This is a genomic window from Streptomyces ardesiacus, assembly GCF_003112575.1.
GTDB classification, from domain to species: Bacteria; Actinomycetota; Actinomycetes; order Streptomycetales; family Streptomycetaceae; genus Streptomyces; species Streptomyces ardesiacus.
In genome coordinates this window covers 312209-334986 of record NZ_BEWC01000006.1, presented here as the reverse complement: position 1 = coordinate 334986, position 22778 = coordinate 312209, and the positions used below count along the sequence as shown (strand labels likewise).

The 22778-nt window shown below is 72.8% G+C and carries 24 protein-coding genes; 8 read left to right on the top strand and 16 right to left on the bottom strand.

The window, feature by feature from the left end; translation table 11 throughout:
• Positions 1-4: 4 nt before the first annotated feature.
• The 3 genes from Sdi02f_RS21640 to Sdi02f_RS21630 all read right to left on the bottom strand — a co-directional run bounded on the left by Sdi02f_RS21640 (position 5) and on the right by Sdi02f_RS21630 (position 2479).
• A complete protein-coding gene (locus tag Sdi02f_RS21640) occupies positions 5-979 on the bottom strand; it encodes a DMT family transporter (protein ID WP_108933856.1) in 975 nt (324 codons plus the stop codon).
• Positions 980-1077: 98 nt separating this feature from the next.
• Positions 1078-1791, bottom strand: a complete 714-nt coding sequence (locus Sdi02f_RS21635; protein WP_031084562.1) for an ArsR/SmtB family transcription factor — start codon at positions 1789-1791, stop codon at positions 1078-1080.
• Between the two features lie 46 nt (positions 1792-1837).
• Positions 1838-2479 carry a TetR/AcrR family transcriptional regulator gene (locus tag Sdi02f_RS21630; RefSeq protein WP_030402877.1) on the bottom strand — a complete coding sequence of 214 codons (642 nt, stop codon included), beginning with the start codon at positions 2477-2479 and terminating at the stop codon, positions 1838-1840.
• Between the two features lie 98 nt (positions 2480-2577).
• On the opposite strand from Sdi02f_RS21630, the gene Sdi02f_RS21625 reads away from it, so the two are divergent.
• The 3 genes from Sdi02f_RS21625 (at position 2578) to Sdi02f_RS21615 (ending at position 4810) form a co-directional block, all read left to right on the top strand.
• Positions 2578-3729: an acyl-CoA dehydrogenase family protein gene (locus Sdi02f_RS21625; RefSeq protein WP_055468341.1), complete on the top strand. Its 1152-nt coding sequence runs from the start codon at positions 2578-2580 to the stop codon at positions 3727-3729.
• A 61-nt stretch (positions 3730-3790) separates the two neighbouring features.
• On the top strand, positions 3791-4105 hold the full coding sequence (locus Sdi02f_RS21620; RefSeq protein ID WP_030402879.1) for a YiaA/YiaB family inner membrane protein: 315 nt from the start codon (positions 3791-3793) through the stop codon (positions 4103-4105).
• A gap of 60 nt (positions 4106-4165) precedes the next feature.
• Entirely contained in the window at positions 4166-4810 is a 645-nt protein-coding gene (locus Sdi02f_RS21615) for a TetR/AcrR family transcriptional regulator (RefSeq protein WP_030402880.1), read from the top strand.
• On the opposite strand, the gene Sdi02f_RS21610 is transcribed toward Sdi02f_RS21615, so the two are convergent.
• Positions 4801-5262, bottom strand: a complete 462-nt coding sequence (locus Sdi02f_RS21610) for a MaoC family dehydratase (protein WP_030402881.1) — start codon at positions 5260-5262, stop codon at positions 4801-4803. The genes Sdi02f_RS21615 and Sdi02f_RS21610 overlap by 10 nt on opposite strands.
• 110 nt (positions 5263-5372) lie before the next feature.
• Here Sdi02f_RS21610 and soxR point away from each other — a divergent pair, with 110 nt between their 5' ends.
• On the top strand, positions 5373-5894 hold the full coding sequence (gene soxR, locus Sdi02f_RS21605) for a redox-sensitive transcriptional activator SoxR (RefSeq protein ID WP_031084558.1): 522 nt from the start codon (positions 5373-5375) through the stop codon (positions 5892-5894).
• Positions 5895-6151: 257 nt separating this feature from the next.
• Here the strand turns inward: soxR and Sdi02f_RS21595 are convergent, their stop codons facing one another.
• Positions 6152-6889: a 3-keto-5-aminohexanoate cleavage protein gene (locus Sdi02f_RS21595; RefSeq protein ID WP_167458226.1), complete on the bottom strand. Its 738-nt coding sequence runs from the start codon at positions 6887-6889 to the stop codon at positions 6152-6154.
• A 95-nt stretch (positions 6890-6984) separates the two neighbouring features.
• Complete coding sequence (locus Sdi02f_RS21590) at positions 6985-7587, bottom strand: hypothetical protein (RefSeq protein ID WP_031084554.1); 603 nt, start codon at positions 7585-7587, stop codon at positions 6985-6987.
• 221 nt (positions 7588-7808) lie between these two features.
• On the opposite strand from Sdi02f_RS21590, the gene Sdi02f_RS21580 reads away from it, so the two are divergent.
• Complete coding sequence (locus tag Sdi02f_RS21580) at positions 7809-10616, top strand: penicillin acylase family protein (RefSeq protein WP_167458225.1); 2808 nt, start codon at positions 7809-7811, stop codon at positions 10614-10616.
• Positions 10617-10632: 16 nt separating this feature from the next.
• Here Sdi02f_RS21580 and Sdi02f_RS21575 read toward each other — a convergent pair whose 3' ends face one another.
• Positions 10633-11898: an exo-beta-N-acetylmuramidase NamZ family protein gene (locus tag Sdi02f_RS21575; RefSeq protein WP_174843377.1), complete on the bottom strand. Its 1266-nt coding sequence runs from the start codon at positions 11896-11898 to the stop codon at positions 10633-10635.
• A 170-nt stretch (positions 11899-12068) separates the two neighbouring features.
• On the opposite strand from Sdi02f_RS21575, the gene Sdi02f_RS21570 reads away from it, so the two are divergent.
• Together Sdi02f_RS21570 and Sdi02f_RS21565 are read left to right on the top strand one after the other, a co-directional pair.
• The gene (locus Sdi02f_RS21570) at positions 12069-12839 is read left to right on the top strand and encodes an SDR family oxidoreductase (protein ID WP_055468338.1); all 771 of its coding nucleotides are present in this window, start codon (positions 12069-12071) and stop codon (positions 12837-12839) included.
• 149 nt (positions 12840-12988) lie between these two features.
• Positions 12989-13582: a TetR/AcrR family transcriptional regulator gene (locus Sdi02f_RS21565; protein ID WP_030402888.1), complete on the top strand. Its 594-nt coding sequence runs from the start codon at positions 12989-12991 to the stop codon at positions 13580-13582.
• On the opposite strand, the gene Sdi02f_RS21560 is transcribed toward Sdi02f_RS21565, so the two are convergent.
• The 9 genes from Sdi02f_RS21560 to Sdi02f_RS21520 form a co-directional block, all read right to left on the bottom strand.
• A complete protein-coding gene (locus Sdi02f_RS21560; RefSeq protein ID WP_031084546.1) occupies positions 13521-14453 on the bottom strand; it encodes a LysR family transcriptional regulator in 933 nt (310 codons plus the stop codon). The two genes, Sdi02f_RS21565 and Sdi02f_RS21560, sit on opposite strands and share 62 nt — an antisense overlap.
• A gap of 202 nt (positions 14454-14655) precedes the next feature.
• Entirely contained in the window at positions 14656-15870 is a 1215-nt protein-coding gene (locus Sdi02f_RS21555; protein WP_030402890.1) for an acyl-CoA dehydrogenase family protein, read from the bottom strand.
• Positions 15871-15876: 6 nt separating this feature from the next.
• Positions 15877-16902, bottom strand: a complete 1026-nt coding sequence (locus Sdi02f_RS21550) for a phosphotransferase family protein (protein ID WP_108933853.1) — start codon at positions 16900-16902, stop codon at positions 15877-15879.
• Between the two features lie 98 nt (positions 16903-17000).
• Positions 17001-17330 (bottom strand): DUF202 domain-containing protein, encoded by a 330-nt coding sequence (locus tag Sdi02f_RS21545; protein WP_053663087.1) that lies wholly within the window; start codon positions 17328-17330, stop codon positions 17001-17003.
• Between the two features lie 2 nt (positions 17331-17332).
• Positions 17333-17725 carry a YidH family protein gene (locus tag Sdi02f_RS21540; RefSeq protein WP_030402893.1) on the bottom strand — a complete coding sequence of 131 codons (393 nt, stop codon included), beginning with the start codon at positions 17723-17725 and terminating at the stop codon, positions 17333-17335.
• A 174-nt stretch (positions 17726-17899) separates the two neighbouring features.
• A complete protein-coding gene (locus tag Sdi02f_RS21535) occupies positions 17900-18415 on the bottom strand; it encodes an NUDIX hydrolase (RefSeq protein WP_167458224.1) in 516 nt (171 codons plus the stop codon).
• 57 nt (positions 18416-18472) lie between these two features.
• A complete protein-coding gene (locus Sdi02f_RS21530; protein ID WP_030402895.1) occupies positions 18473-19372 on the bottom strand; it encodes a DMT family transporter in 900 nt (299 codons plus the stop codon).
• A gap of 538 nt (positions 19373-19910) precedes the next feature.
• Positions 19911-21308, bottom strand: a complete 1398-nt coding sequence (locus Sdi02f_RS21525; RefSeq protein ID WP_030402896.1) for a GntP family permease — start codon at positions 21306-21308, stop codon at positions 19911-19913.
• 97 nt (positions 21309-21405) lie between these two features.
• A complete protein-coding gene (locus Sdi02f_RS21520) occupies positions 21406-21933 on the bottom strand; it encodes a gluconokinase (protein ID WP_030402897.1) in 528 nt (175 codons plus the stop codon).
• Positions 21934-22070: 137 nt separating this feature from the next.
• On the opposite strand from Sdi02f_RS21520, the gene Sdi02f_RS21515 reads away from it, so the two are divergent.
• Positions 22071-22772 carry a FadR/GntR family transcriptional regulator gene (locus Sdi02f_RS21515; protein WP_030402898.1) on the top strand — a complete coding sequence of 234 codons (702 nt, stop codon included), beginning with the start codon at positions 22071-22073 and terminating at the stop codon, positions 22770-22772.
• Positions 22773-22778: the final 6 nt, after the last annotated feature.

Sequence of the window (22778 nt, the reverse complement as noted above, 5' to 3'; positions counted from 1 at the left end):
CTCCCTAGACCCGGCCGGCGTCCTCCGGCAGGGGTCCGGCGGCGGGTTCCGTGCGTCCCGGGGCCGTGGCGGTGCGCCGGCGCGAGCGGGACACCGCCACGCCCGCCAGACAGAGCGCGCCGCCCGCCAGGGTGAGCAGCCCCGGCACCTCGCCCAGCGCCAGCCACGACATCAGCACGACCAGCGCGGGCACGGCGTACGTGGTCGCGCCCATGCGTCCGGCGGTCGTACGGGCCAGGGCGTACGCCCACGTCGTGAACGCGAGCGCGGTCGGGAACACGCCCAGGTAGACCATGTTGAGCGTGGCGGAGACCGGCGCGCCGGCCGCCTCGTGCACGAGCCGCCCGGCGAACGGGAGGCACAGCACCGCTCCCACCAGGCAGCCGAACGTCGTCACCTGAAGGGCGCTCGCGTGCGCCAGCGCGGGCTTCTGCGCCACCACACCGCCCGCGTACGCCACCGCGGCCAGCAGGCACAGCACCACCCCGAACAGTGAGGACCCGCCCTCGCCCGACATGGACAGGCCCACGGTCACCGCCCCGGCGAACGACACCGCCATCCCCGTCAGCAGCCGCGGCGGCAGGGCGTCGCCCAGCAGCCGTGCGCCGAGCAGCGCGATGAGGATCGGGCCGACGTTCACCACGAGGGCGGCCGAACCGGCGTCGACCTGCTGTTCGCCCCAGTTCAGGACGACCATGTAGAACCCGAACCACAGCAGCCCCGATATCGCGATCCCCCGCCAGGCCGGGCGCGGCGGCAGCCCCTCCCGGCGCAGCAGCCAGATCGCCCCGAGCGCCAGGGTGCCCGACAGCAGCCGGCCGAGCGCCAGCGCGCCCGGCGAGTACACCTCGCCCGCGCTGCGGATCGACACGAAGGCGGACGCCCACAGCACGACGGTGACGGTGGCCGCGCCGGCCGCGAGCACTCCGGGACGACGGTGCCAGGGGGCGGGAGGGGAGGGGCGCGAGGTACTCATCATGCTCCTGAGGGTCGAGGGCGACGACGGATGTGTGCCGGCGGGTTTCGGACCATGTGCCGGTGCCGGTGCCGGTGCCGGTGCCGGCGCGGGAGCGGCGCTCAGCGCAGCGCCGCCGCTCGGATGCCCAGCAGTTCGGACAGCGCCCGCTCACCCGCCGGCGTCACCTTCACCGCCCGCTCCGAGCCGATGCGCACGCACCAGCCCGTGTCCAGGGCGTGCCGGCACAGGGCCGCGCCCGCCACGCCCGCGAGGTGCGGGCGGCGCTCCGTCCAGTCGAGGCAGGCCCGGGCCAGCGGCCGGCGACCGGTGGGCCGCAGCGGGATCCCGGCGGCCTCGAACCAGCCGAGCCCCGCGTCCGTGAGCGCGAAGCCGGTGTCCTGGCGCAGCAGCCCGCGCCCGGTGAGCGCGTCGGTCACCGCGATGCCGAGCCGCCCGGCGAGATGGTCGTAGCAGGTGCGCCCCCGGGCCATCGCGGACCCGGCGCTCGACGCCCGCAGGGTACGCGGACGCCGGGCGGCGGCCTCGGGCGCGACCTGGGCGGCCAGGTCCTCCACGAGCTGCGCGACCCGGTCGTCGGCCAGCCGCACGTACCGGTGCCGCCCCTGCCGTTCCTCGGCCAGCAGCCCGCCCGCGACGAGCTTGCCCAGGTGCTCGCTGAGCGTCGACGCGGCGACCCCGGCGTGCCGGGCCAGCTCACCGGCCGTCCACGCCCGGCCGTCCAGCAGGGCCAGCAGACAGGCGGCGCGCGTCTCGTCGGCGATCAGCCCGGCCAGCCGGGCGAGGCCGGATGCCTCGGCGTCCCTCTCGGTCATGCGTCCAGGATGCGCCACGGACACTTCGGCGGGCACCGAAGCATCCTCAGGTGCCCTGGGCGACCTGCGCGTACTGCTGCGCCAGCCCGTCCAGCAGCGCCGTCAGACCGGTCTCGAAGGCCCGCTCGTCGATCTTCTCCTGCTGCTCGGCCAGGAGATGGGCCTGCTGGAGGTGCGGGTAGTCGGCGGGATCGTAGGCACCGGCGTCGTCCACGAAGCCGCCGGCGAAGGAACCGAGCGCCGAGCCCATGATGAAGTACCGCATCAGCGCGCCGATGGACGTCGCCTGGGCCGGAGGCCAGCCCGCGCGGACCATCGCGCCGTAGACGGCGTCCGCGAGGTGCAGCGCGGCCGGGCGGCGGCCGGGGCCGTGCGCGAGGACCGGGACGATGTTGGGGTGGTCGCGCAGGGCCGCCCGGTACGAGACGGCCCAGTCGTGCAGCGCGGTCCGCCACTCCCGCCCGTCCTCGAACATCGACAGGTCGACCTGCGCGCTCACCGAGTCGGCGACGGCCTCCAGGATCTCGTCCTTGGTGCGGAAGTGGTTGTAGAGCGAGGGCCCGCTGACCCCCAGTTCCGCGGCGAGCCGGCGCGTGGAGACGGCCGCGAGGCCCTCCGCGTCCACCAGCGCGCGGGCCGTCTCGACGATCCGGTCGGTGCTGAGCAGGGGCTTGCGCGGTCGGGCCATGGCGCACATAGTAGGGCTGCACAGAAACTAGCAGTGCTAATTTAAATGTACGGCTTTCAAGATTCCGTCAAGATTCCTTTCCTGTGGGGTGACTCGGCATGAACCTGGAGCTCAGCGAGGAGCAGACCGCCGTACGGCGGCTCGCCCGGGACTTCGTGGCACGGGAGATCACCCCGCACGTCGTCGCGTGGGACCGCGCCGAGGAGGTGGACCGGTCGATCGTGAAGAAGCTCGGCGAGGTCGGCTTCCTCGGGCTCACCGTCGACGAGGAGTACGGCGGCAGCGGTGGCGACCACCTCGCGTACTGCCTGGTCACCGAGGAGCTGGGGCGCGGCGACAGCTCCGTGCGCGGCATCGTCTCGGTCTCCCTCGGCCTGGTCGCCAAGACCGTCGCGGCCTGGGGGAACGAGGAGCAGAAGCGGCGCTGGCTGCCCGGTCTGACCTCGGGCGCGTACGTCGGCTGCTTCGGCCTCACCGAGCCCGGCACCGGCTCGGACGCCGGCCACCTGTCCACCCGCGCGGTGCGCGACGGCGACGACTACGTGATCAACGGCACCAAGACGTTCATCACCAACGGCACCTGGGCCGACGTCGTCCTGCTCTTCGCCCGCTCCACCGACGCGCCCGGCCACAAGGGTGTCTCGGCCTTCCTTGTGCCCACCGACACGCCCGGCCTGACCCGTCGCACGATCCACGGCAAGCTCGGGCTGCGCGGCCAGGCCACCGCCGAACTGGTCCTGGAGGACGTCCGGGTCCCCGCCTCCGCGATGCTCGCGCCCGAGGGCAAGGGCTTCTCGGTCGCCATGTCGGCGCTCGCCAAGGGGCGGATGTCGGTCGCGGCGGGCTGCGTCGGCATAGCCCAGGCGGCCCTGGACGCGGCCGTCGCGTACGCGGGGGAGCGCGAGCAGTTCGGGAAGACGATCGCCCACCACCAACTGGTGCAGGAGCTGATCAGCGACATCGCCCTCGACGTGGACGCGGCCCGGTTGCTGACCTGGCGGGTCGCCGACCTGATCGACCGCGGGCAGCCCTTCGCCGTCGAGTCCTCCAAGGCCAAGCTCTTCGCCTCCGAGGCCGCCGTCCGCGCCGCCAACAACGCCCTCCAGGTCTTCGGGGGCTACGGCTACATCGACGAGTTCCCGGCCGGCAAACTGCTGCGCGACGCCCGCGTGATGACCCTCTACGAGGGCACCAGTCAGATCCAGAAGCTCGTCATCGGGCGTGCGCTGACCGGGGTTTCGGCGTTCTGAGTACGCGACCTGAGTATCTCGGCGGATGTGGCCGGCGCCACATCCGCCGACCCTTGTCCCCATGAGTGACACACCGGTCAAGCAGCAGAACACGGCCGCCTTCTACGGGCAGGCCGTCGCCTCCTTCTCCGTGGCCATGGCCGCCACCGCCATCGGCATCTACCGGCTCCAGGCGGACGCCTGGGTGCGGGCCTTCCTCGCCATCGCCGTCCTGTACCTCGTCACCTCGGCCTTCACGCTGGCCAAGATCATCCGGGACCGGCAGGAGGTCGGCCAGATCGTCAGCCGGGTGGACCAGGCCCGCCTCGACAAGATCCTCGTCGAGCACGACCCCTTCCAGAAGCCGGGCGGCACCCCCGCGGGCCAGCGCCCCTAAGCGATCGCTCACCTTCGGCGGTATGGTGGTGCTCCTGTCACCGAGAGGGGCGAACGAGCGATGAGTACGGCGGCCGAGACGACGGGCGGCGACATCGAGCCGTGGGAAGAGGTCACGCCTGACGCGGCCCGGCGGCTCCTGGTCGCCGCCGTGGAGGCGTTCGCCGAGCGCGGGTACCACGCGACCACGACCCGCGACATCGCCGGCCGGGCCGGGATGAGCCCGGCCGCGCTCTACATCCACTACAAGACCAAGGAGGAGCTGCTCCACCGCATCAGCCGCATCGGCCACACCCGGGCGGTGGACATCCTCCGCTCCGCGGCCCAGGGGGAGGGCGGTGCGACCGAGCGGCTCGCCGACGCCGTGAGCTCCTTCGTCCGCTGGCACGCCGGGCGGCGTACGACCGCGCGGGTCGTGCAGTACGAACTGGACGCGCTCGGTCCCGAGGCCCGCGAGGAGATCCTCGCGCTCCGCCGGCAGTGCGACGCCGCGGTGCGCGGCATCATCGACGACGGCGTGGCGACGGGCGAGTTCGACGTGCCGGACGTCAAGGGCACGACGCTGGCCGTGCTGTCGCTCTGCATCGACGTGGCCCGCTGGTTCAACGTGAACGGCCCCCGCACGCCCGACGAGATCGGCGCACTCTACGCCGACCTCGTGCTGCGCATGGTGGGAGCCGAACCCCCGGGGGCCGCTCAGAGGTAGTAGCGGGAGACCGACTCGGCGACGCACACCGGCTTGTCGCCGCCCTCGCGCTCCACGGTGAAGGCGACGCTGACCTGGATCCCGCCCGTGACCTCCTCGACGCCGGTGATCGTCGCCGTGGCGCGCAGGCGCGAGCCGACCGGCACGGGGGAGGGGAAACGGACCTTGTTGGTGCCGTAGTTGACGCCCATCTTCACGCCCTCGACCCGGATGAGCTGCGGTCCGAAGAGCGGGAGCAGCGACAGGGTCAGATAGCCGTGCGCGATCGTGCCGCCGAACGGGCCCGCGGCCGCCTTCTCCGGGTCCACGTGGATCCACTGGTGGTCCCCGGTCGCCTCGGCGAACAGGTCGATCCGCTTCTGGTCGACCTCCACCCAGTCGGTGTACCCGAGCTGCTCGCCCACCGCCGCCTTCACCTCGTCGGCGGACGCGAAGATCCTCGGCTCTGCCATGTCCCGGCCTCCCAAGTCGCACTGATTGACTAAGCGACTGCTTAGCATGGTGGGCCGTGGAGCCCCTGTCAACGGACCGGACGGGTGAGCGGGTCGGTAGGGTGCGAGGAGTGCCTCAGATTCCCGAGAAGATCCAAGAGCTCACGGTCGGCCAGCTCGCCGCGCGCAGCGGTGCCGCCGTCTCCGCCCTGCACTTCTACGAGTCCAAGGGCCTGATCCACAGCCGCCGCACCTCGGGCAACCAGCGTCGCTTCAGCCGTGACGCGCTGCGCCGGGTCGCCTTCGTCCGCGCGGCGCAGCGGGTCGGCATCCCGCTGGCCACGATCCGCGAGGCGCTCGCCGAACTGCCGGAGGGGCGCACCCCCACCGCGGACGACTGGGCCCGGCTCTCCGCGTCCTGGCGCTCCGAACTGGACGAGCGCATCCAGCAGCTCAACCGGCTGCGCGACCACCTCACCGACTGCATCGGCTGCGGCTGCCTGTCCCTGGAGACCTGCGTCCTGTCCAATCCCGACGACGTCTTCGGCGAACGCCGTGCCGGGTCCCGGCTGCTCGTGGAGCGTCGTGGCTCCACCGTCAGGGGCGGCCCGGGGGCGGTTTCGGCCCGGGAGTCCGGCTGTTGCGGCGACTGAGGTCCACTGGCCCGGGGCGGAGCCCGGGTCTCGGCGTCGTCCTGTCCGGCCGGAGTTGACTGGGGGATGCCTGTCCTGTCGTCGGCCGTGTTCTGTCGTATCCCCGACGGCGTCTTCGGTGGGCGCCGTGCCGGGTCCCGGCTGCTTGTGGAGCGTCGTGGCTCCACCGTCAGGGGTCGCCCGGGGGCGGTTTCGGCCCGGGAGTCCGGCTGTTGCGGCGACTGACGTCCCGGTGGCCCGGGACGCGGTCCGGGGCCTCAGTCGCTGCCCCGGCGGGCCGAACTCCACTCCCGCACCGCCGCCGTGACCAGATCGGCGTTCGAGGCGGCCCGGCTGCCGTCGGGAAGGTGCAGGGTGTCCTCCAGGCCGATCCGGGTCGCCAGGCCCAGCCGGCCGGCCAGCCGCAGCACCGGCCACGCCCCGCCGTCCTCGCCGTGCAGCAGGACGGGGCGGCCGTGAGCCGCGCCGAGCCCGGCCAGCAGGACGCGCGCGGAGCCGGGCGCGGTCGCCGGGTCGGTGTCCGTGACCTCCGCCAGGACACGCAGCACCTTCGGCGCGAGGGGCGAGCGCAGGAACCGGGCCGCCCCGTCCGTGCCGGACCAGATCCCCGCCTCCACCGCCACCCCGCGTTCGAGCAGCGCCGCGGCCGTCTCCTCGGCGCCCGGCTCGTGCCAGTTGACCGACGCGTGGTCGGGCAGGACCGTCCAGCCCCGGATCCGCGCCACCCGGGCCGCGGGGCCGGGTTCGGCCCAGGCGCCCGTGGTGACCCCGACGGGCACCCGGGCGGGCAGCCGGGCCCGTATCGCCTCCAGGACCGCCGCGAGGACGCGCGGCGACAACGTGTCCCGCCCGCACGGCGTCTTCGGGTGGACGTGGACGTCCGTGGCCCCGGCGGCGACCGCTTGGGCCGCCGACTCCGCCAGCGCGTCCGGCGACAGCGGCACCACCGCGCCGTCACCGCTCCCGCGCGCCCCGTTCACACACACCTGCACCATTGCCCCATGGTGCCCGGCACCACCGACAGCGCACCGCGGCCCGTGCCGTACCGGCCGCAGGGAGCGCGGCACCCCCGGCGCACTCCCGCGGCCGGCTACGCGGACATCAGCAGCCGGCCCCGCCGGGCGTCCGCCCGGGCGTCCGGGGTCAGGACGGGCCGCGGCACGAGGATCCCGCAGTCCGTGCAGACGGGGCCCGTCGAGGGCTCGTGGTCCAGGTCGTACTTCCAGACGAGGCGCTCCCCGTCGCACACCGGGCACACCGACCCCGGCTCGCGCTCCAGCGCCGAGATCAGCCGGCGCAGTACCTCCGCCAGCGGCCCGTCGGGGTGGACCCGGGGGTCGTCGCACCAGGCCACGCCGAACCCGCCCCAGGTCAGCCGGTGCCAGTCGTCCACGCTGCCCGGCCTGCGCAGCCCGTCGTGCTTCTCCTTCCTGCGCCGCTCGGCGAAGGCGACCTCGTAGGCCAGCCACACCGAACGCGCCTCCTCCAGCTCCTCCAGTGCGGCCACGAGCCGCGCTGGGTCGGGGGAGCGGTCCTCGGGACCGAACCCGGCCCGGGAGCAGAGATGGTCCCAGGTCGCCCTGTGCCCATAAGGGGCAAAACGCTCAAGGCACTTGCGCAGCGAATAGCGCCGCAGCGCCAGATCGCACCGTGGATCGCGGACCTGTCTCGCCAGACTTCGGAAACCGGCCATCGCCCTGCACCTCCGTCACACCTGCACCTGCACTCCGGTCACTTCGGCGTCGTCGTACGGACGTCGCCGAATAGACGTATCGACAACCGATTCGGCTCCATCCGATTTCCGATGCCTTCCATCAGCCGATCCGCCCGCTGGAAAAAGTGACGCACGTTCATCTTCCAAGTCGGGGATACCGGCGGTAACGTCCCGCCACACCCCCGTCGGGAGGAGCTGCCATGTCACGGCGCACCCCACGCAACGCCCTCGACAGACTGAGAACTCCCCGCGGTCTCCACGGGTTCCTGAAGACCGCATCCGTATGCGCGCTCATTGCCGGAGTTTTGTCACCGCTTTCCCCGGCCATGGCCGCCGGGACCGGGTCCGCCGAGGTCAAGGCCGCCCAAGCCGCCGCCAACGACCACTGCGGCGGGCAGTGTTCCGACATCCTGCCGCCCGGCCAGAACGGCAACGCCACCCTCGCCCAGATCCTCCTCAACCAGGCGTTCGGCACCCAGCCGTCGCACGCCGAGGACCAGCTCGGCCCCTACGCGAAGCTCGCCACCGGGTACCAGGGCCTGAGCAACGACAAGATCAACACCTTCTTCAACGACGCCTCCTTCGGCGTCCCGGACGGCCAGGCCGCCTCCACCGTCCGCCCCGCGGGACGCGACGACGTGACCATCGTCCGCGACAAGAAGACCGGCGTGCCGCACATCACCGGCACCACGCGCTACGGCACCGAGTTCGGCGCCGGGTACGCCGCCGCCCAGGACCGGCTGTGGCTCATGGACCTCTTCCGGCACGTCGGACGCGGCCAGTTGACCCCCTTCGCGGGCGGCGCCCCCGCCAACCAGGGCCTGGAGCAGCAGTTCTGGCGCAGCGCCCCCTACACCGAGGCCGACCTGGAGGCGCAGATCGAGAGCGCCGCCGCCAAGTCGGGCGAGCGCGGCAAGCTCGCCCTCGCCGACGTGGACGCCTACGTCGCCGGGGTCAACGCCTACATCGACGCCTCCGACAAGGGCCGCTACTTCCCCGGCGAGTACGTCCTGACCGGCCACAAGGACGCCATCACCAACGCCGGCACCATCGAGCGCTTCAAGCGCTCCGACCTCATCGCGCTGGCCTCCGTCATCGGTTCCCTCTTCGGCGCCGGAGGCGGCGGCGAGGTCAACAACGCGCTCTCCCTCCTCGCCGCCCAGGAGAAGTACGGCGTCGCCGAGGGCACCAAGGTCTGGGAGTCCTTCCGCCAGCGCAACGACCCCGAGGCCGTCCTCACCCAGCAGGACGGCAGCTTCCCGTACCTGCCCACCCCGGCCGACCCGCAGGGCCGCGCCCTGCCCGACGCCGGGTCGGTCCGGGCGGAGCCGCTGGTGTACGACCGTACGGGCAGCGCCGGGGCGGCGGGCGCGGCCGGTGCCTCCGCCAAGGCCGCGGACGCGGCGGTGACCTCGGCGCGGCGCGGCATGTCCAACGCCCTCGTCGTCAGCGGCGAGCACACCGCGAGCGGCCACCCCGTCGCCGTGTTCGGACCCCAGACCGGCTACTTCGCCCCGCAGTTGCTCATGCTCCAGGAGATCCAGGGCCCCGGCATCAGCGCCCGCGGCGCCTCCTTCGCGGGCCTGAGCATGTACGTCGAACTCGGCCGCGGCCAGGACTACGCCTGGAGCGCGACCACCTCGGGCCAGGACATCATCGACACCTACGCGGTCGAGCTGTGCCAGGACGACTACCACTACCTCTACCGCGGCACCTGCACGCCCATGGAGAAGGTCGAGCGGCGCAACGCCTGGAAGCCGACCGTCGCCGACCCCACCGCGGCCGGCTCCTACACGATGCGCGTCTGGCGCACCAAGTACGGCCCCGTCGAGTCCCGCGCCACGGTCGGCGGCAAGAAGGTCGCCTACACCACCCTGCGCTCCTCCTACCTCCACGAGGCCGACTCGATCATCGGCTTCCAGATGCTGAACGACCCGGACTACCTCAACGGTCCCGAGCGCTTCCAGGGCGCCGTCCAGCACATCAACTACACCTTCAACTGGTTCTACGCCGACTCCGAGCACACCGCGTACTACAACAGCGGCGACAACCCGGTGCGCGCGAGCGGCGTCGACGCCGAGTTCCCGGTCTGGGCGCGGCAGGCGTACGAATGGCAGGACTGGGACCCGGCCGCCAACACCGCCCGGTACACCGGCGCGTCCGCCCACCCGCAGTCGGTCGACCAGGGCTACTACGTCTCCTGGAACAACAAGCAGGCCAAGGACTACCCGGCCGCGTCCTGGGGCAACGGCTCCGTCCACCGCGGCGACCTGCTAGACGACCGGGTGAAGAAGCTGGTCGCCGAGGGCGGCGTCACCCGCACCGCGCTGGTCAAGGCCATGGCCGAGGCGGGCCTCGCCGACCTGCGTGCCGAGGACGTCCTGCCGGGCCTGCTGAAGGTGGTCGAGTCGGCGCCGGTGAGCGACCCGGCGGCGAAGACGGCCGTGGACGGGCTGAAGGCGTGGCTGTCGGCGGGCGGACTGCGCACGGAGACCTCGGCGGGCGCCAAGAAGTACGCGCACGCCGACGCGATCCGCACCCTGGACGCCTGGTGGCCGCTGCTGGTGAAGGCCGAGTTCGAACCGGGCCTCGGCAGCGACCTGTACACCGCCTTCACCCGCAACCTGCCCGTCGACGAGTCCCCGTCCGCCGCCCACGGCCCGACCGGCGCCCACGCCGGCAGCGCCTTCCAGTACGGCTGGTGGAGCTATGTCGACAAGGACATCCGGTCCGTGCTCGGCGAGTCCGTCAAGGGCCCGCTCGCGCACGCCTACTGCGGCGACGGCGACCTCACCGCCTGCCGGAACACCCTGGTGTCCACCCTGAAGGAGGCGGCGGGCCGCACGGCCGCCCAGGTCTACCCCGGCGACGAGAACTGTTCGGCGGGAGACCAGTGGTGCGCCGACTCGGTGATCCACCGCACCCTCGGCGGCATCAAGCACGGCGGCATCGGCTGGCAGAACCGGCCGACCTACCAGCAGGTCGTGGAGTTCACGTCCCACAGGTGACCGGCCGGCCCGACGGTCACCTGTAGAGCAGGTACTGGCGGCGCGTCCCGCGGAACGCCGCCAGTTCCCGCTCCCATCCGGCCACCACCTCGTCGGTGTCCGCGCCCGCGTCGATCATCGTGCGCACCCGTGCGGACCCGGTGAGCTTGTCGATCCAGTTGTCCGGCCGCCAGGCGAAACCGTCCCAGGTGCGCCTGGCGGTCACGAGGAGGGCGACACCGGTGCGCACCGGGTCGAACGCGGCCCGGTCGTGCACGTGGAGCTGCACGCCGCCGACCGTCCTCCCCTGGAACTTGGAGAAGGTGGGCGCGAAGTACGCCTCCCTGAACCGCACGCCCGGCAGACCGACGTCGTTCGCGGCGGCGGCCCAGCTCCCGTCGATCCCCTCCGCGCCGAGCAGTTCGAACGGGCGGGTCGTGCCGCGCCCCTCGGAGAGGTTCGTGCCCTCGAACAGACACGTCCCCGAGTACACCAGCGCGCACTCCGGCGTCGGCATGTTCGGGCTCGGCGGCACCCAGGGCAGCCCGGAGGCGTCGTAGAACTCCGACCGCTTCCAGCCCGTCATCGTCACCGTCTCCAGCGGTACCGGCGACGGGAGGAACTCGCCGTTGAAGAGCAGCGCCAGCTCGGCGACCGTCATGCCGTGGGCCTGCGCGATCGGCTCCCGGCCGACGAAGGTCGCGAACTCCTTGTGCAGGACCGGACCGAGGGCCGCCCGCCCGGTCACCGGGTTCGGCCGGTCCAGGACCACGAACCGCTTCCCCGCGAGCGAGGCCGCCTCCATGCAGTCGAAGAGCGTCCAGATGTACGTGTAGAAGCGCGCGCCCACGTCCTGGATGTCGAAGACGACGGTGTCCACGCCGGAGGCCGTGAACACGTCGGCGAGCGGCTGCCCGCTCTTCAGGTACGTGTCGTAGACCGGCAGCCCGGTCGCGGGGTCGTCGTAGCGCCCCTCGGAACCGCCCGCCTGCGCCGTGCCCCGGAAGCCGTGCTCGGGTCCGAAGACGGCGGTCAGGTTCACCCGGCCGTCGGCGTGCATGACGTCGACGATGTGGCGCACGTCCCGGGTGACGCCGGTCGGGTTGGTGACGACGCCGACCCTCTGCCCGTCGAGCCGGGCGTAGCCGTCGTCGGCGAGGCGCTCGAAGCCGGTGCGCAGCCGGCGGCCCCCGTTCCCCGCGGGCGCCGCGTGCGCCGTCCCCGCCGACGCGGCGGTGGTGGCGGTGGCCCCGGCCGCCACCGCGGCCGTCGTGGCGAGCAGATTCCGTCTGGACAGCGTCATGCGGTGACCTCCGTGATCGCGGCGGGTGTCATGCGCACGCACGCTAACCCGCACCGGGGCCGCAGGGAATGGAGTAGACCGCGGTTCACCTCTTCCGCCGCACATACCGACTGGTTAGTCTGGCGCTGCAACGGGGAGCGAGCCGTGCCGAGCCGTGTCGAAGGAGACCGATGGTGGAAGCCGTGCAGGATGCCGGAGTCGTCGTCACCGGGGCGGGAGGCGGCATCGGCGCCGCGCTGGCCCGGCGCTTCGCCGCCGAGGGGGCCCGGGTCGTCGTCAACGACCTGGACGCCGGACGGGCGAAGGCCGTCGCCGACGAGATCGGCGGCACCGCGGTCCCCGGCGACGCCTCGGCGGTCGTCGGCGAGGCCCGCGACGCGCTGGGCGGCACGGTCGACGTGTACTGCGCCAACGCGGGCGTCGGCTGCGCCGGTTCGGAGGCCGCCGAGGAGTCCGCCTGGGCGCTCGCCTGGGACGTCAACGTCATGGCCCACGTCCGCGCGGCCCACGAACTGCTCCCCGACTGGCTGGAGCGAGGCAGCGGCCGCTTCGTCTCCACCGTCTCCGCCGCCGGACTGCTCACCATGATCGGCGCCGCCCCCTACAGCGTCACGAAGCACGGCGCCTACGCCTTCGCCGAGTGGCTGTCCCTGACCTACCGCCACCGCGGGATCAAGGTCCACGCCATCTGCCCGCAGGGCGTGCGCACCGACATGCTGGCCGCCACCGGCAGCGCCGGCGACCTGGTGCTCCGGCCCACCGCGATCGAACCGCAGGACGTCGCCGACGCCCTGTTCCGGGGCATCGAGGAGGACCGCTTCCTCGTCCTGCCGCACCCCGAGGTCGCCGAGTACTACCGGGCGCGGGCCGCCGACCCCGACCGCTGGCTGCACGGCATGAACCGGCTCCAGCGGCAGTGGGAGGAGACAGCGGCCCGGTGACCGCCCGCCGGTGTCCGGAGCGCGCCGCGGCGCCCTGCCCGACGCGCCGGAGCCGGAGAGTGGGAAGATCCTCCGTCGGGAACGGCGTTCTGGTACCCGGCAGGACCCGACAGTGAACGGACAGTGAAACGGAAAGGCAGGTGACGGCAGTGCCCAGGACCACGGACGGGGACGGCACTCCGGTGCCGCAGCGGCTCCTGGCCGCCGCCACCCGGCTCTTCGCCGAGCAGGGCTACGACCGCACCTCGGTACAGGAGATCGTCGAGGCGGCAGGCGTCACCAAGGGGGCGCTGTACCACTACTTCGGATCCAAGGACGACCTCCTGCACGAGGTGTACGCGCGCGTGCTGCGCCTCCAGCAGGAGCGCCTGGACGCCTTCGCCGACGCCGACGATCCGGTCGAGAAGCGGGTCCGGGACGCGGCGGCCGACGTCGTCGTCACCACCATCGAGAACCTCGACGACGCGTCGATCTTCTTCCGCTCCATGCACCAGCTCAGCCCGGAGAAGAACAAGCAGGTGCGCGCGGAGCGCCGGCGCTACCACGAGCGCTTCCGCGCGCTCATCGAGGAGGGCCAGCGCACCGGCGTCTTCACCAGGCAGACCCCGGCCGACCTGGTGGTGGACTACCACTTCGGCTCCATCCACCACCTGTCCACCTGGTACCGCCCCGACGGCCCCCTCAGCCCGCAGGAAGTGGCCGATCACCTCGCCGACCTGCTGCTGCGGGCGCTGCGTCCGTGAGGCGCCCCGTGAGGTGACCGGCCAGGGCCGCCGCCGCGGGATTGCGCGGCCGCGGCCCGCGCCCGGCCAGCACGACGGTCCGGCCCGGCTCCGGCTGCCTGATCTCCACACACGGCAGGCCGGCGCGCTCACCGATCCGGCGCGGCACGAACGCCACGCCGATCCCCGCCCGCACCAGATCGACCAGCAGCCCGATCTGGGTCACGTCGCAGGTGATACGGCGCTCCAGACCGCAGTGGGCCGCCAGCCGCCGTACGGCGGTCTCCAGACCGGTACCCGCGCGGAAGTCGACGAACGGCTCCTCGGCGAGGTCGCTGACCAGCGTCCGCCCCGCCCGGGCGAGCCGATGGCCCTCGGCGGTGATGAGCACCAGCTCCTCCTGCCAGGACGCGTACGCGGTGAGTCCCTCGGGCAACGCCGCCGCGTCCGGCACGAGATACGCGAGGTCCAGCTCGCCCGCGCGCAGCGCGTCGGTCAGCTCACCGACCGGCGCGTCCCGCACCGACACCTGGACGCCCGGGAACCGGCGGTGGAAGGTGGCCAGTTCGGCGGGCAGGTCGACGCAGGTGAGCGTCTGGATGGTGCCGATGGCCACCCGTCCGGTGGCCAGGCCCGTCACCGCCGCGACCGCCTGCCGGGCCTCCTCGGCGCCGGCCAGCAGCGCGCGGGCCCGCGGCACCAGCGCCCGGCCCGCCTCGGTGAGCACGACCCGGCGGCCGGTGCGGTCGAACAGCTCGGCACCCAGCTCCCGTTCCAGGTTGCGGACCGACGAGCTGAGCGCCGACTGCACGATCAGCTCCCGGCGCGCTGCGGCGGTGAAGCCGCCCTCGGTGACGACGGCCATGAAGTGGCGGAGCTGGCGGATCTCCATCGGCCCACTCTAGAGCCCCGATCGATTTGGGAGATGGGACGCAGCGAAACCATCTGTTGGACCGCTGTCCGGTCCGCGGGCCAGCCTGGAGGCATGTCTCGCAGCCCCTCGCCCTGGACCCGCCTCGTCTCCTTCCTCCGCGCCCTCGCGCGCGCCGACCACCACTACTCGGGCGGCTACTAGCACTCCGCCGGCCGGGTGCTCAGAGGTACTTCTTGATCTCCCGGCGGGCCAGCGAGCGCTGGTGGACCTCGTCCGGACCGTCGGCGATCATCAGGGTCCGCGCGCCCGCGTACAGCTCCGCCAGCGGGAAGTCCTGGCTCACGCCGCCCGCGCCGTGCAACTGGATCGCCCGGTCGATGATGTCGACCACCGCGCGGGGCGTGGCGATCTTGATGGCCTGGATCTCGGTGTGCGCGCCCCGGTTGCCGACGGTGTCCATCAGCCAGGCGGTCTTCAGCACCAGCAGCCGGAGCTGCTCGACGGTGACCCGGGCGTCCGCGATCCAGTTGTGGACCACGCCCTGCTGGGCCAGCGCCTTGCCGAAGGCGTTGCGGGACACCGCGCGGCGGCACATCAGCTCGATCGCCCGCTCCGCCATGCCGATCAGCCGCATGCAGTGGTGGATCCGGCCGGGACCGAGCCGGGCCTGGGCGATGGCGAAGCCGCCGCCCTCCTCACCGATCAGATGGGTCACCGGCACGCGCGCGTGGTCGAAGGTCACCTCGGCGTGGCCGCCGTGGTAGTGGTCCTCGTAGCCGAAGACCTGCATCGCCCGGTCGACCGTCACCCCGGGCGTGTCGCGCGGAACCAGCACCATGGACTGCTGGCGGCGGAGGTCCTCGCCGTCCGGGTCGGTCTTGCCCATCACGATGAAGATCCGGCAGTCCGGGTTCATCGCCCCCGAGATGTACCACTTGCGGCCCGTGACGACGTACTCGTCGCCCTCGCGCTCGATGTGCGTGGTGATGTTCGTGGCGTCCGAGGAGGCCACGTCCGGCTCGGTCATCGCGAACGCGGAGCGGATCTCCCCGGCCAGCAGCGGCTCCAGCCACTGCTTCTTCTGCGCCTCGTCGGCGAACTGGGCCAGCACCTCCATGTTCCCGGTGTCCGGCGCCGCGCAGTTCGTCGCGGTCGGCGCCAACTGGGGGCTGCGGCCGGTGATCTCGGCGAGCGGGGCGTACTGGAGGTTGGTGAGGCCGGCGCCGTGCTCGGCGTCGGGGAGGAACAGGTTCCACAGGCCCTGGCGGCGGGCCTCGGCCTTGAGCTCCTCCACGACCCGCGGGGTCTCCCAGGGCGAGGCGAGCCGGGCGCGCTGCTCGTGGGCGACCTGCTCGGCCGGGTAGACGTACTCGTCCATGAAGGCGAGCAGCCTGCCGCGGAGTTCCTCGGTGCGTGCGTCGTAGGCGAAGTCCATGGCGGGTCAGCCCTCCTGAAGGGTGGTCAGGCCGTGCTCGATGAAGACGGGGACGAGGTCGCCGATGCGGTCGAAGCCGCGGCCGACCGTCTGGCCCAGCGTGTAGCGGTAGTGGATGCCCTCCAGGATCACGGCGAGCTTGAACCACGCGAACGCCGTGTACCAGGCGACCGTGGAGACGTCCCGCCCCGAGCGGGCGGCGTACCGCTCGACCAGCTCGTCGGGGGCGGGGTGGCCGGGCGCCTGGGCGGTGGTGGAGACGGGGGAGTCGGGCATGCCGAGGGGGCTGCTGTACATCACCAGCAGGCCGAGGTCGGTCAGCGGGTCGCCGAGCGTGGACATCTCCCAGTCGAGGACCGCCCGGATCTCGTCGTCCTCGCCGCCGATCAGGACGTTGTCGAGGCGGTAGTCGCCGTGCACGACCGTCGGGGCGGGGGAGCGCGGCAGCTCCCGGCCGAGGGTGGCGTGCAGTTCGTCGATGCCGGCCAGGTCGCGGTCGCGGGAGGCGTCGAGCTGCTTGGCCCAGCGCCTCAGCTGCCGGTCCAGGAAGCCCTCGGGGCGGCCGAAGTCCGCGAGGCCCACCTCGGCGGGGTCCACCGCGTGCAGCCCGACCAGCGTGTCGACGAGGTTCAGCACGGCGGCGCGGGTGCGCCCCGGCCCGAGCGGGGCGAGCTGCTCGGCGGTGCGGTACGGGGTGCCCTCCACGAACTCCATCACGTAGAACGGCGCCCCCAGCACCTCCTTGTCCTCGCACAGCAGCACCGGGCGCGGCACGGGCACGTCGGTCGGGTGCAGCGCGCTGATGACGCGGTGCTCGCGCCGCATGTCGTGCGCGGTGGCCAGGACGTGACCGAGCGGGGGCCGCCGTACGACCCAGCGGGCGGTGCCGTCCGAGACGGCGTAGGTGAGGTTCGACCGTCCGCCCTCGATCAGCCGGCCGGACAACGGGCCGGCGACCAGTCCGGGCCGCTCGCGGTCGAGCAGGGCGCGCAACCGGTCGAGATCGAGTCCGGGCGGGTGGTCGGGGCTCATCGGCTCTCCCTGGGGCGGGCGGACAGTACCCCCACATGATGCCGACCGGTCGGTATGCCGTCCAGTGGGCGGGCGGAACGTGACCGGGGTTACGGGCCTCAGAGGACGAGGACCGCCCCGCAGAGGGCGAGGACGAGCGTGCACAGAGCGGCGGCGACGGCGTGCTGCGGGGTGAGCGCGCGGGGCCGCCTCGCCGCGGCGAGGGTGCTGATACGGCCGTGGGCGATCCGCAGGAAGGCCAGCCAGAGGGCGCAGCACAGGGCGGCGGCCAGGACCGAGACGGCCGTCGCGCCACCGTGCAACGCGGCCTTCGCGGCGAGTACGGCGACGACCGTGCCGGACAGGGTGGTACGGCGCCAGGCGAGCCGGGTGCGCTCGGGCTGGAGACCGGGGTCGCGGTCGGCGGGTGCCGCGTCGGCGCCGCGCACGCTCAGCCCTCCCAGCCGGTGAGGACCACGACGACCATGACGACGGCGACCACGGCCACGACCAGGCTCAGCAGCGCCGGGAAGCGGGAGACGGGGAGGTCCTCGCCCCGGCGCATGGCGCGCTCGCAGCGCGCCCAGTGGTTCACCGCCCGCAGCGAGCACAGCACACCGGCGGCGAGAAGCGCGAGCGCGAGCCCGACCCGCCAGCCCCAGCGCAGGTCGGGCAGGAACTGGTCCACCGCGAACCCGCCGCCGATCAGCGCGAGCGCCGTACGCAGCCAGGCCAGGAACGTACGCTCGTTGGCCAGCGAGAACCGGTAGTCGGGGGTCGCTCCTTCCCGCCGCACCTCCTCGGGCGCCCACCACGACCGAACACTCCGCACGAAACCGATCACTCCGGGACCCTACAACTGCGGGCCGTCGTGCCGCCGGGCGGCACGGGCGGGCCGTGGGGGTACCCCCGGGCCGTTCAGCCACTGGGGGAGACGCCCGCCGCGCCGGACCGCGCACCCCACTCCCGCGTCCGTCCCCGGCCGCCTGCGCAAGAGACGCCGGACCCGCCGGACCCCTCACCCCCGCCGGGCCCGCAGCCGCGCATACGCCGCGACCCCGTCCGGCACGAACTCCCACGCCCCTTCCCCGAGGCGCCGCTCCAGCTCCGCCTCGGAGAGGAACCCGTACCACGCCACCTCCTCCACCTGAGGCGACACCGTCCCCGTTACGCGCACCTCGTACACCGCCGACCACCAGGTCCGCCCGCCCCCGTCGTCGTACAGGAACTTGAACAGGAACGACGGCCGCGGCAGCCCGCTCACCCCCAGCTCCTCCTCCGCCTCCCGCAGCGCCGCGTCGTCGTAGGACTCGCCCGCACCCACCACCCCGCCGACGAACATGTCGTACAGGGCGGGAAACACCAGCTTCGAAGCAGTGCGGCGGTGCACGAAGACCCGGCCCTCCGGATCGCGGGCCCACACGAACACGCAGCGGTGCCGCAGACCCCGGTCGTACACGTCGCCCCGCCGGGCCTGCCCGACCACGCGGTCGTTCTCGTCGACGACGTCGAGGATCTCGTCAGCAGAACTCATCCGCCCATCCAAGCAGCCGGCCCCGCCTCGCCGGTATCACCGGTACCACGAAGCCCGTCAGCTGCGCTCCAGCGCCGGTTCGCGCCCGCTCTCGCCCGTCCCCGTGCCCTGCGGCATCGCCGGGTGCAGACCCAGCAGGACGATGCCCGCCACGACCGCCGCGAGACCGCCCGCCTCCCACGCGAGCGCCCCGGCGTCGGTGTGCAGCCGGTCGCCGAGGAACCCGACCCCGCACGCGATCCCGGCGAGCGGCTGGGCCGCCGTCAGCGCGGGCAGCGACCGGCGCAGCGGTGCCGTCTCGAAGGCGCTCTGGACCAGGACCAGACCGGTGACCCCCAGCACCACCACGGCGTACGGCTGCCACCCGGTCAGCAGGTCCGCCAGGCCGCCCGCGGAGAAGCGCCGCCCGCTGACCCGGGTCAACGCGTCCTGCACCCCGTAGATCAGCCCGGCGGCCAGCGCCAGCAGCGCCGGACCCCAGGTCAGCCGCAGACGCCCGGCGCACAGCGTGAGCAGGACGGCCAGGCCCAGCATCACGCCGACGATCACCCAGTGCCGCACCGGGTCGGTCACCGCGCTGCCGCCGCGCGGCTCGCCCGCCAGGATGAACGCGGTCACCCCGCCCGCGAGCAGCGCGAGGCCCGCCCAGCCCTGAGGCCCCAGCGGCTGTCTGGTCTGGACGCGGGAGAGCGCGAGGGCGAACAGGAGGTTGGTCGCCAGGAGGGGTTCGACGAGGGTGAGTTCGCCGCCGCCCAGCGCGACCGCGCCGAGGACCAGACCGGCCACCATCAGTCCCATGCCGGCCAGCCAGCGCGGCACCCGCACGAGGTCGAGCAGGAGACGGGGCGAGAGGAAGTCGCCCAGCGGGGCACGCTCGGCCGCGTTCTGCTGGAGGACGAAACCGAAACCCAGACAGCACGCGGCGCACACGGCGAGGACCAGAACCAGAACCGACACGCTGCGTACCTCGATCGTCAGTCGGGTCACGGGGGCGTCGGGGACGACTCTAGTGCGGGGGGCCGCCGGACGCCGGGCGGGCGGCGCATTCGGGGGTGCGGTCCGGCCACGGCTGCCCGGCGGGGCGGGCGGAGGCCGTCGCGGACCAACTCCCCCTGGATATAAGCGAGTAGCCCGTGCGCTTCATGCGAGCAGCCCGTGCGGTCCGCGATGCGTGCCGGGCCGCCGCCCTCGTGCCGCACGACCCCGCGCCCCGGCTCGGACCGCTCGTGCCGGAGCGCTCCCTGCCACCCTCGCGGGCCTCGCCCTGCGGGTGATCGCCGGGTCGCACGGTCAAGGACTTCGACGTCCTCGCCGGGCGACGAGGCGTTCCCGCGGGACCAGGCCGCGTCCGCCCGACCCGGAGGAGCGGCCCCGCACGCGTCCGGGCCCCGGCTGCTCGGCAGACCGGGGCCCGGAATCCGCAGGACGGTGCGGTCTCCCGCACCGGCCCGCCGTAGCCGCACTGCGCGGACCCTCTCGGGCCGGCGCAGTGCGGCTATATGACCAGGGACAACAGCAGCACCAGGGCGCCGGCGACCACCGAGATGATGGTCTCCATCGCGGACCAGGTCTTGATGGTCTGGCCGACGTTCAGGCCGAAGTACTCCTTCACCAGCCAGAAGCCGGCGTCGTTGACGTGGCTGAAGAACAGCGAACCGGCACCGATGGCCAGGACCAGCAGGGCGGCGTGCGTGGTCGACATGTCGGCCGCGAGCGGCGCCACCAGACCGGCCGCCGAGACGGTCGCCACCGTCGCCGAACCGGTCGCCAGCCGGATCGCCACCGCGATCAGCCAGGCCAGCAGCAGCGCCGGGATCGACCAGTCCTTGGAGATCTCCAGGATCATCTGGCCCACGCCGGAGTCGATCAGCGTCTGCTTGAAGCCGCCGCCCGCGCCGACGATCAGGAGGATGCCGGCGATGGGGGCGAGGCCCTTCTCGACCAGCCCGGAGAGACGGTCCTTGCCGAACCCGGCGGGCCGCAGCAGCGTGAAGATGCCGACGATCACGGAGACCAGCAGGGCGATCAGCGGGTTGCCGATGACGTCGAAGGCGCGCTGCACCACGTTCTCCGGGTCGTCGACGATGATGTCGACGAGCGCCTTCAGCAGCATCAGCACGACCGGCAGCAGGATCGTGGACAGGGTGGCGCCGAAGCCCGGACGCTTCTCCAGATCCTCCGAGGCACGCTGCGGGATCATGCGGTCGGGGGCCGGGACGTCCACCCAGCGGGCCGCGTACTTCGAGAACACCGGACCGGCGATGATCACCGTCGGGATCGCGATCAGCACGCCCAGCGCCAGGGTCACCCCGAGGTTGGCGTCCACCGCGTCGATGGCGACCAGCGGGCCGGGGTGCGGCGGCACCAGACCGTGCATCACGGACAGGCCGGCCAGGGCCGGGATGCCGATCCGCATCAGCGAGTAGTTGCCGCGCTTGGCGACCATCAGGACGACCGGGATCAGCAGGACGATGCCGACCTCGAAGAACAGCGGCAGTCCGATCACCGAGGCGATCAGCACCATCGTCCACGGCATGGAACGCGGGGTCGCCCTGGCGAGGATGGTGTCCACGATCTGGTCGGCGCCGCCGGAGTCGGCGAGCATCTTGCCGAGGATCGCGCCGAGGGCGATCAGGACGCCCACGCCCGCGACGGTGGAGCCGAGCCCGGAGGTGAAGCTGGTGATGACCTTGTCCAGCGGCGCCCCGGCGAACGCGCCGAGCGCCAGCGACCCGATGGTCAGCGACAGGAAGGCGTGCAGCTTGAACTTGGTGATGAGCAGGACGATGACGGCGATGCCCAGGAGTACGGCGATGCCCAGTTGAGCGTGGCCCGCCGAGGTGATCGGCTCGACGGGGTCCGCTGCCAGCATCTCGACGCTGAGTCTGGTCACGGTGGTTCCCTTGCGGTGAGGGGGATTCGGGGGAGCACGGGGCCGTGCGCGCGGAAGGCGGCACGGCCCCGGGGGAAGTGGGGGGGTGGTGCGGCGGCTACCGCACCGGCTCGGGAAGATCCTTGAGGGCGTCGGCCGCCCGCTCGGTGATCTCCTCGGGGGAGCCGGCGACGTCCACCGCGACTCCCGCCTCGTCCGGCTGCAGCGGCTGGAGCGTGGCGAACTGGGAGTCGAGCAGGGCCGTCGGCATGAAGTGGCCCTGCCGGTGCGACATCCGGTCCTCGATCAGCTCACGGCTGCCCGTGAGGTGCACGAAGACGACACCGGGAGCGGCGGCCCGCAGCCGGTCGCGGTACGACCGCTTGAGCGCGGAACTGCTCACCACCCCACCGAGCCCGGCCCGCCCGTGGGCCCAGCCGCCGATGGCGTCCAGCCAGGGCCAGCGGTCCTCGTCGGTGAGCGGGGTGCCGGCCGTCATCTTGGCGATGTTGGCCGGGGGGTGGAAGTCGTCGCCCTCGGCGTAGGGGACGCCGAGCCGCGCCGCGAGCAGGGGACCGATGGTGGTCTTCCCGGTGCCCGCGACGCCCATGACCACGACCACGTGGGGGGTGTGCAGTTGCTGCATCGCACTCTCGCTGTCTGCTGTCTTCGTCGACACCTGATGTCGAGGCAACTGAAACCCATTAGGTACGACGAATTCAAGAGTCTGTGACATATAAGTCTGACTTTTTGTTCCGGTGACGTGCCCCGTACGCTGAGTGCATGAGCACACCGGGCCGGGGGCTGCACGGCCGCGTACTGGACACCCTCGGCCCCGCGATCACAGCGGGCGCCTACCCCGCGGGCAGCGTCCTGCGCACGGACGAACTCGCCCAGCGCTTCGAGGTGTCCCGCTCCGTGATGCGGGAGGCGGTCCGGGTGCTGGAGTCCATGCACCTCGTCGAGTCGCGCCGCCGCGTGGGCGTCACCGTCCTGCCCGAGTGCGAGTGGAACGTCTACGACCCGCAGGTCATCCGCTGGCGCCTGGCCGGCTCCGAACGCCCCCGGCAGCTGCGCTCCCTGACCGTGCTCAGGTCGGCCGTCGAACCGGTGGCGGCGGGCCTGGCGGCGCGACTGGCCACGTCCGAGCAGTGCGCCGAGCTGACCGAGTGCGCGCTCGGCATGGTCGCCAACTCAAGTGGACACCGGCTGGAGGAGTACCTCTTCCACGACGTGGCCTTCCACCGCGTCATCCTCACCGCCTCGGGCAACGAGATGTTCGCCCGACTCGGCGGCGTCGTCGCCGAGGTCCTGGCCGGCCGCACGCACCACGACGTGATGTTCGAGGACCCCGACCCGGCCGCCGTCACCCTGCACGTCCAGGTCGCCGAGGCGGTCCGCGCCCGCGACGCCGAGCGTGCCGAGCGGCTGACCCGGGAGATCACCGAGGGCGCGCTGCAGGAGCTGGACATCCTGGCGCCGTAGCCCCCG

Bases quoted from the DNA above. Each gene is read 5' to 3' on its own strand.
- Sdi02f_RS21635 (WP_031084562.1), bottom strand. From the start codon at position 1,791: ATGACCGAGAGGGACGCCGAGGCATCCGGCCTCGCCCGGCTGGCCGGG.
- Sdi02f_RS21620 (WP_030402879.1), top strand. From the start codon at position 3,791: ATGAGTGACACACCGGTCAAGCAGCAGAACACGGCCGCCTTCTACGGG.
- Sdi02f_RS21535 (WP_167458224.1), bottom strand. From the start codon at position 18,415: ATGAGTTCTGCTGACGAGATCCTCGACGTCGTCGACGAGAACGACCGC.
- Sdi02f_RS21515 (WP_030402898.1), top strand. From the start codon at position 22,071: ATGAGCACACCGGGCCGGGGGCTGCACGGCCGCGTACTGGACACCCTC.
- Sdi02f_RS21580 (WP_167458225.1), top strand. From the start codon at position 7,809: ATGTCACGGCGCACCCCACGCAACGCCCTCGACAGACTGAGAACTCCC.
- Sdi02f_RS21630 (WP_030402877.1), bottom strand. From the start codon at position 2,479: ATGGCCCGACCGCGCAAGCCCCTGCTCAGCACCGACCGGATCGTCGAG.
- Sdi02f_RS21595 (WP_167458226.1), bottom strand. From the start codon at position 6,889: ATGGTGCAGGTGTGTGTGAACGGGGCGCGCGGGAGCGGTGACGGCGCG.
- Sdi02f_RS21625 (WP_055468341.1), top strand. From the start codon at position 2,578: ATGAACCTGGAGCTCAGCGAGGAGCAGACCGCCGTACGGCGGCTCGCC.
- Sdi02f_RS21640 (WP_108933856.1), bottom strand. From the start codon at position 979: ATGATGAGTACCTCGCGCCCCTCCCCTCCCGCCCCCTGGCACCGTCGT.
- Sdi02f_RS21590 (WP_031084554.1), bottom strand. From the start codon at position 7,587: ATGGCCGGTTTCCGAAGTCTGGCGAGACAGGTCCGCGATCCACGGTGC.
- Sdi02f_RS21550 (WP_108933853.1), bottom strand. From the start codon at position 16,902: ATGAGCCCCGACCACCCGCCCGGACTCGATCTCGACCGGTTGCGCGCC.
- Sdi02f_RS21560 (WP_031084546.1), bottom strand. From the start codon at position 14,453: ATGGAGATCCGCCAGCTCCGCCACTTCATGGCCGTCGTCACCGAGGGC.
- Sdi02f_RS21570 (WP_055468338.1), top strand. From the start codon at position 12,069: ATGGTGGAAGCCGTGCAGGATGCCGGAGTCGTCGTCACCGGGGCGGGA.
- Sdi02f_RS21520 (WP_030402897.1), bottom strand. From the start codon at position 21,933: ATGCAGCAACTGCACACCCCCCACGTGGTCGTGGTCATGGGCGTCGCG.
- Sdi02f_RS21555 (WP_030402890.1), bottom strand. From the start codon at position 15,870: ATGGACTTCGCCTACGACGCACGCACCGAGGAACTCCGCGGCAGGCTG.
- Sdi02f_RS21615 (WP_030402880.1), top strand. From the start codon at position 4,166: ATGAGTACGGCGGCCGAGACGACGGGCGGCGACATCGAGCCGTGGGAA.
- Sdi02f_RS21610 (WP_030402881.1), bottom strand. From the start codon at position 5,262: ATGGCAGAGCCGAGGATCTTCGCGTCCGCCGACGAGGTGAAGGCGGCG.
- Sdi02f_RS21575 (WP_174843377.1), bottom strand. From the start codon at position 11,898: ATGACGCTGTCCAGACGGAATCTGCTCGCCACGACGGCCGCGGTGGCG.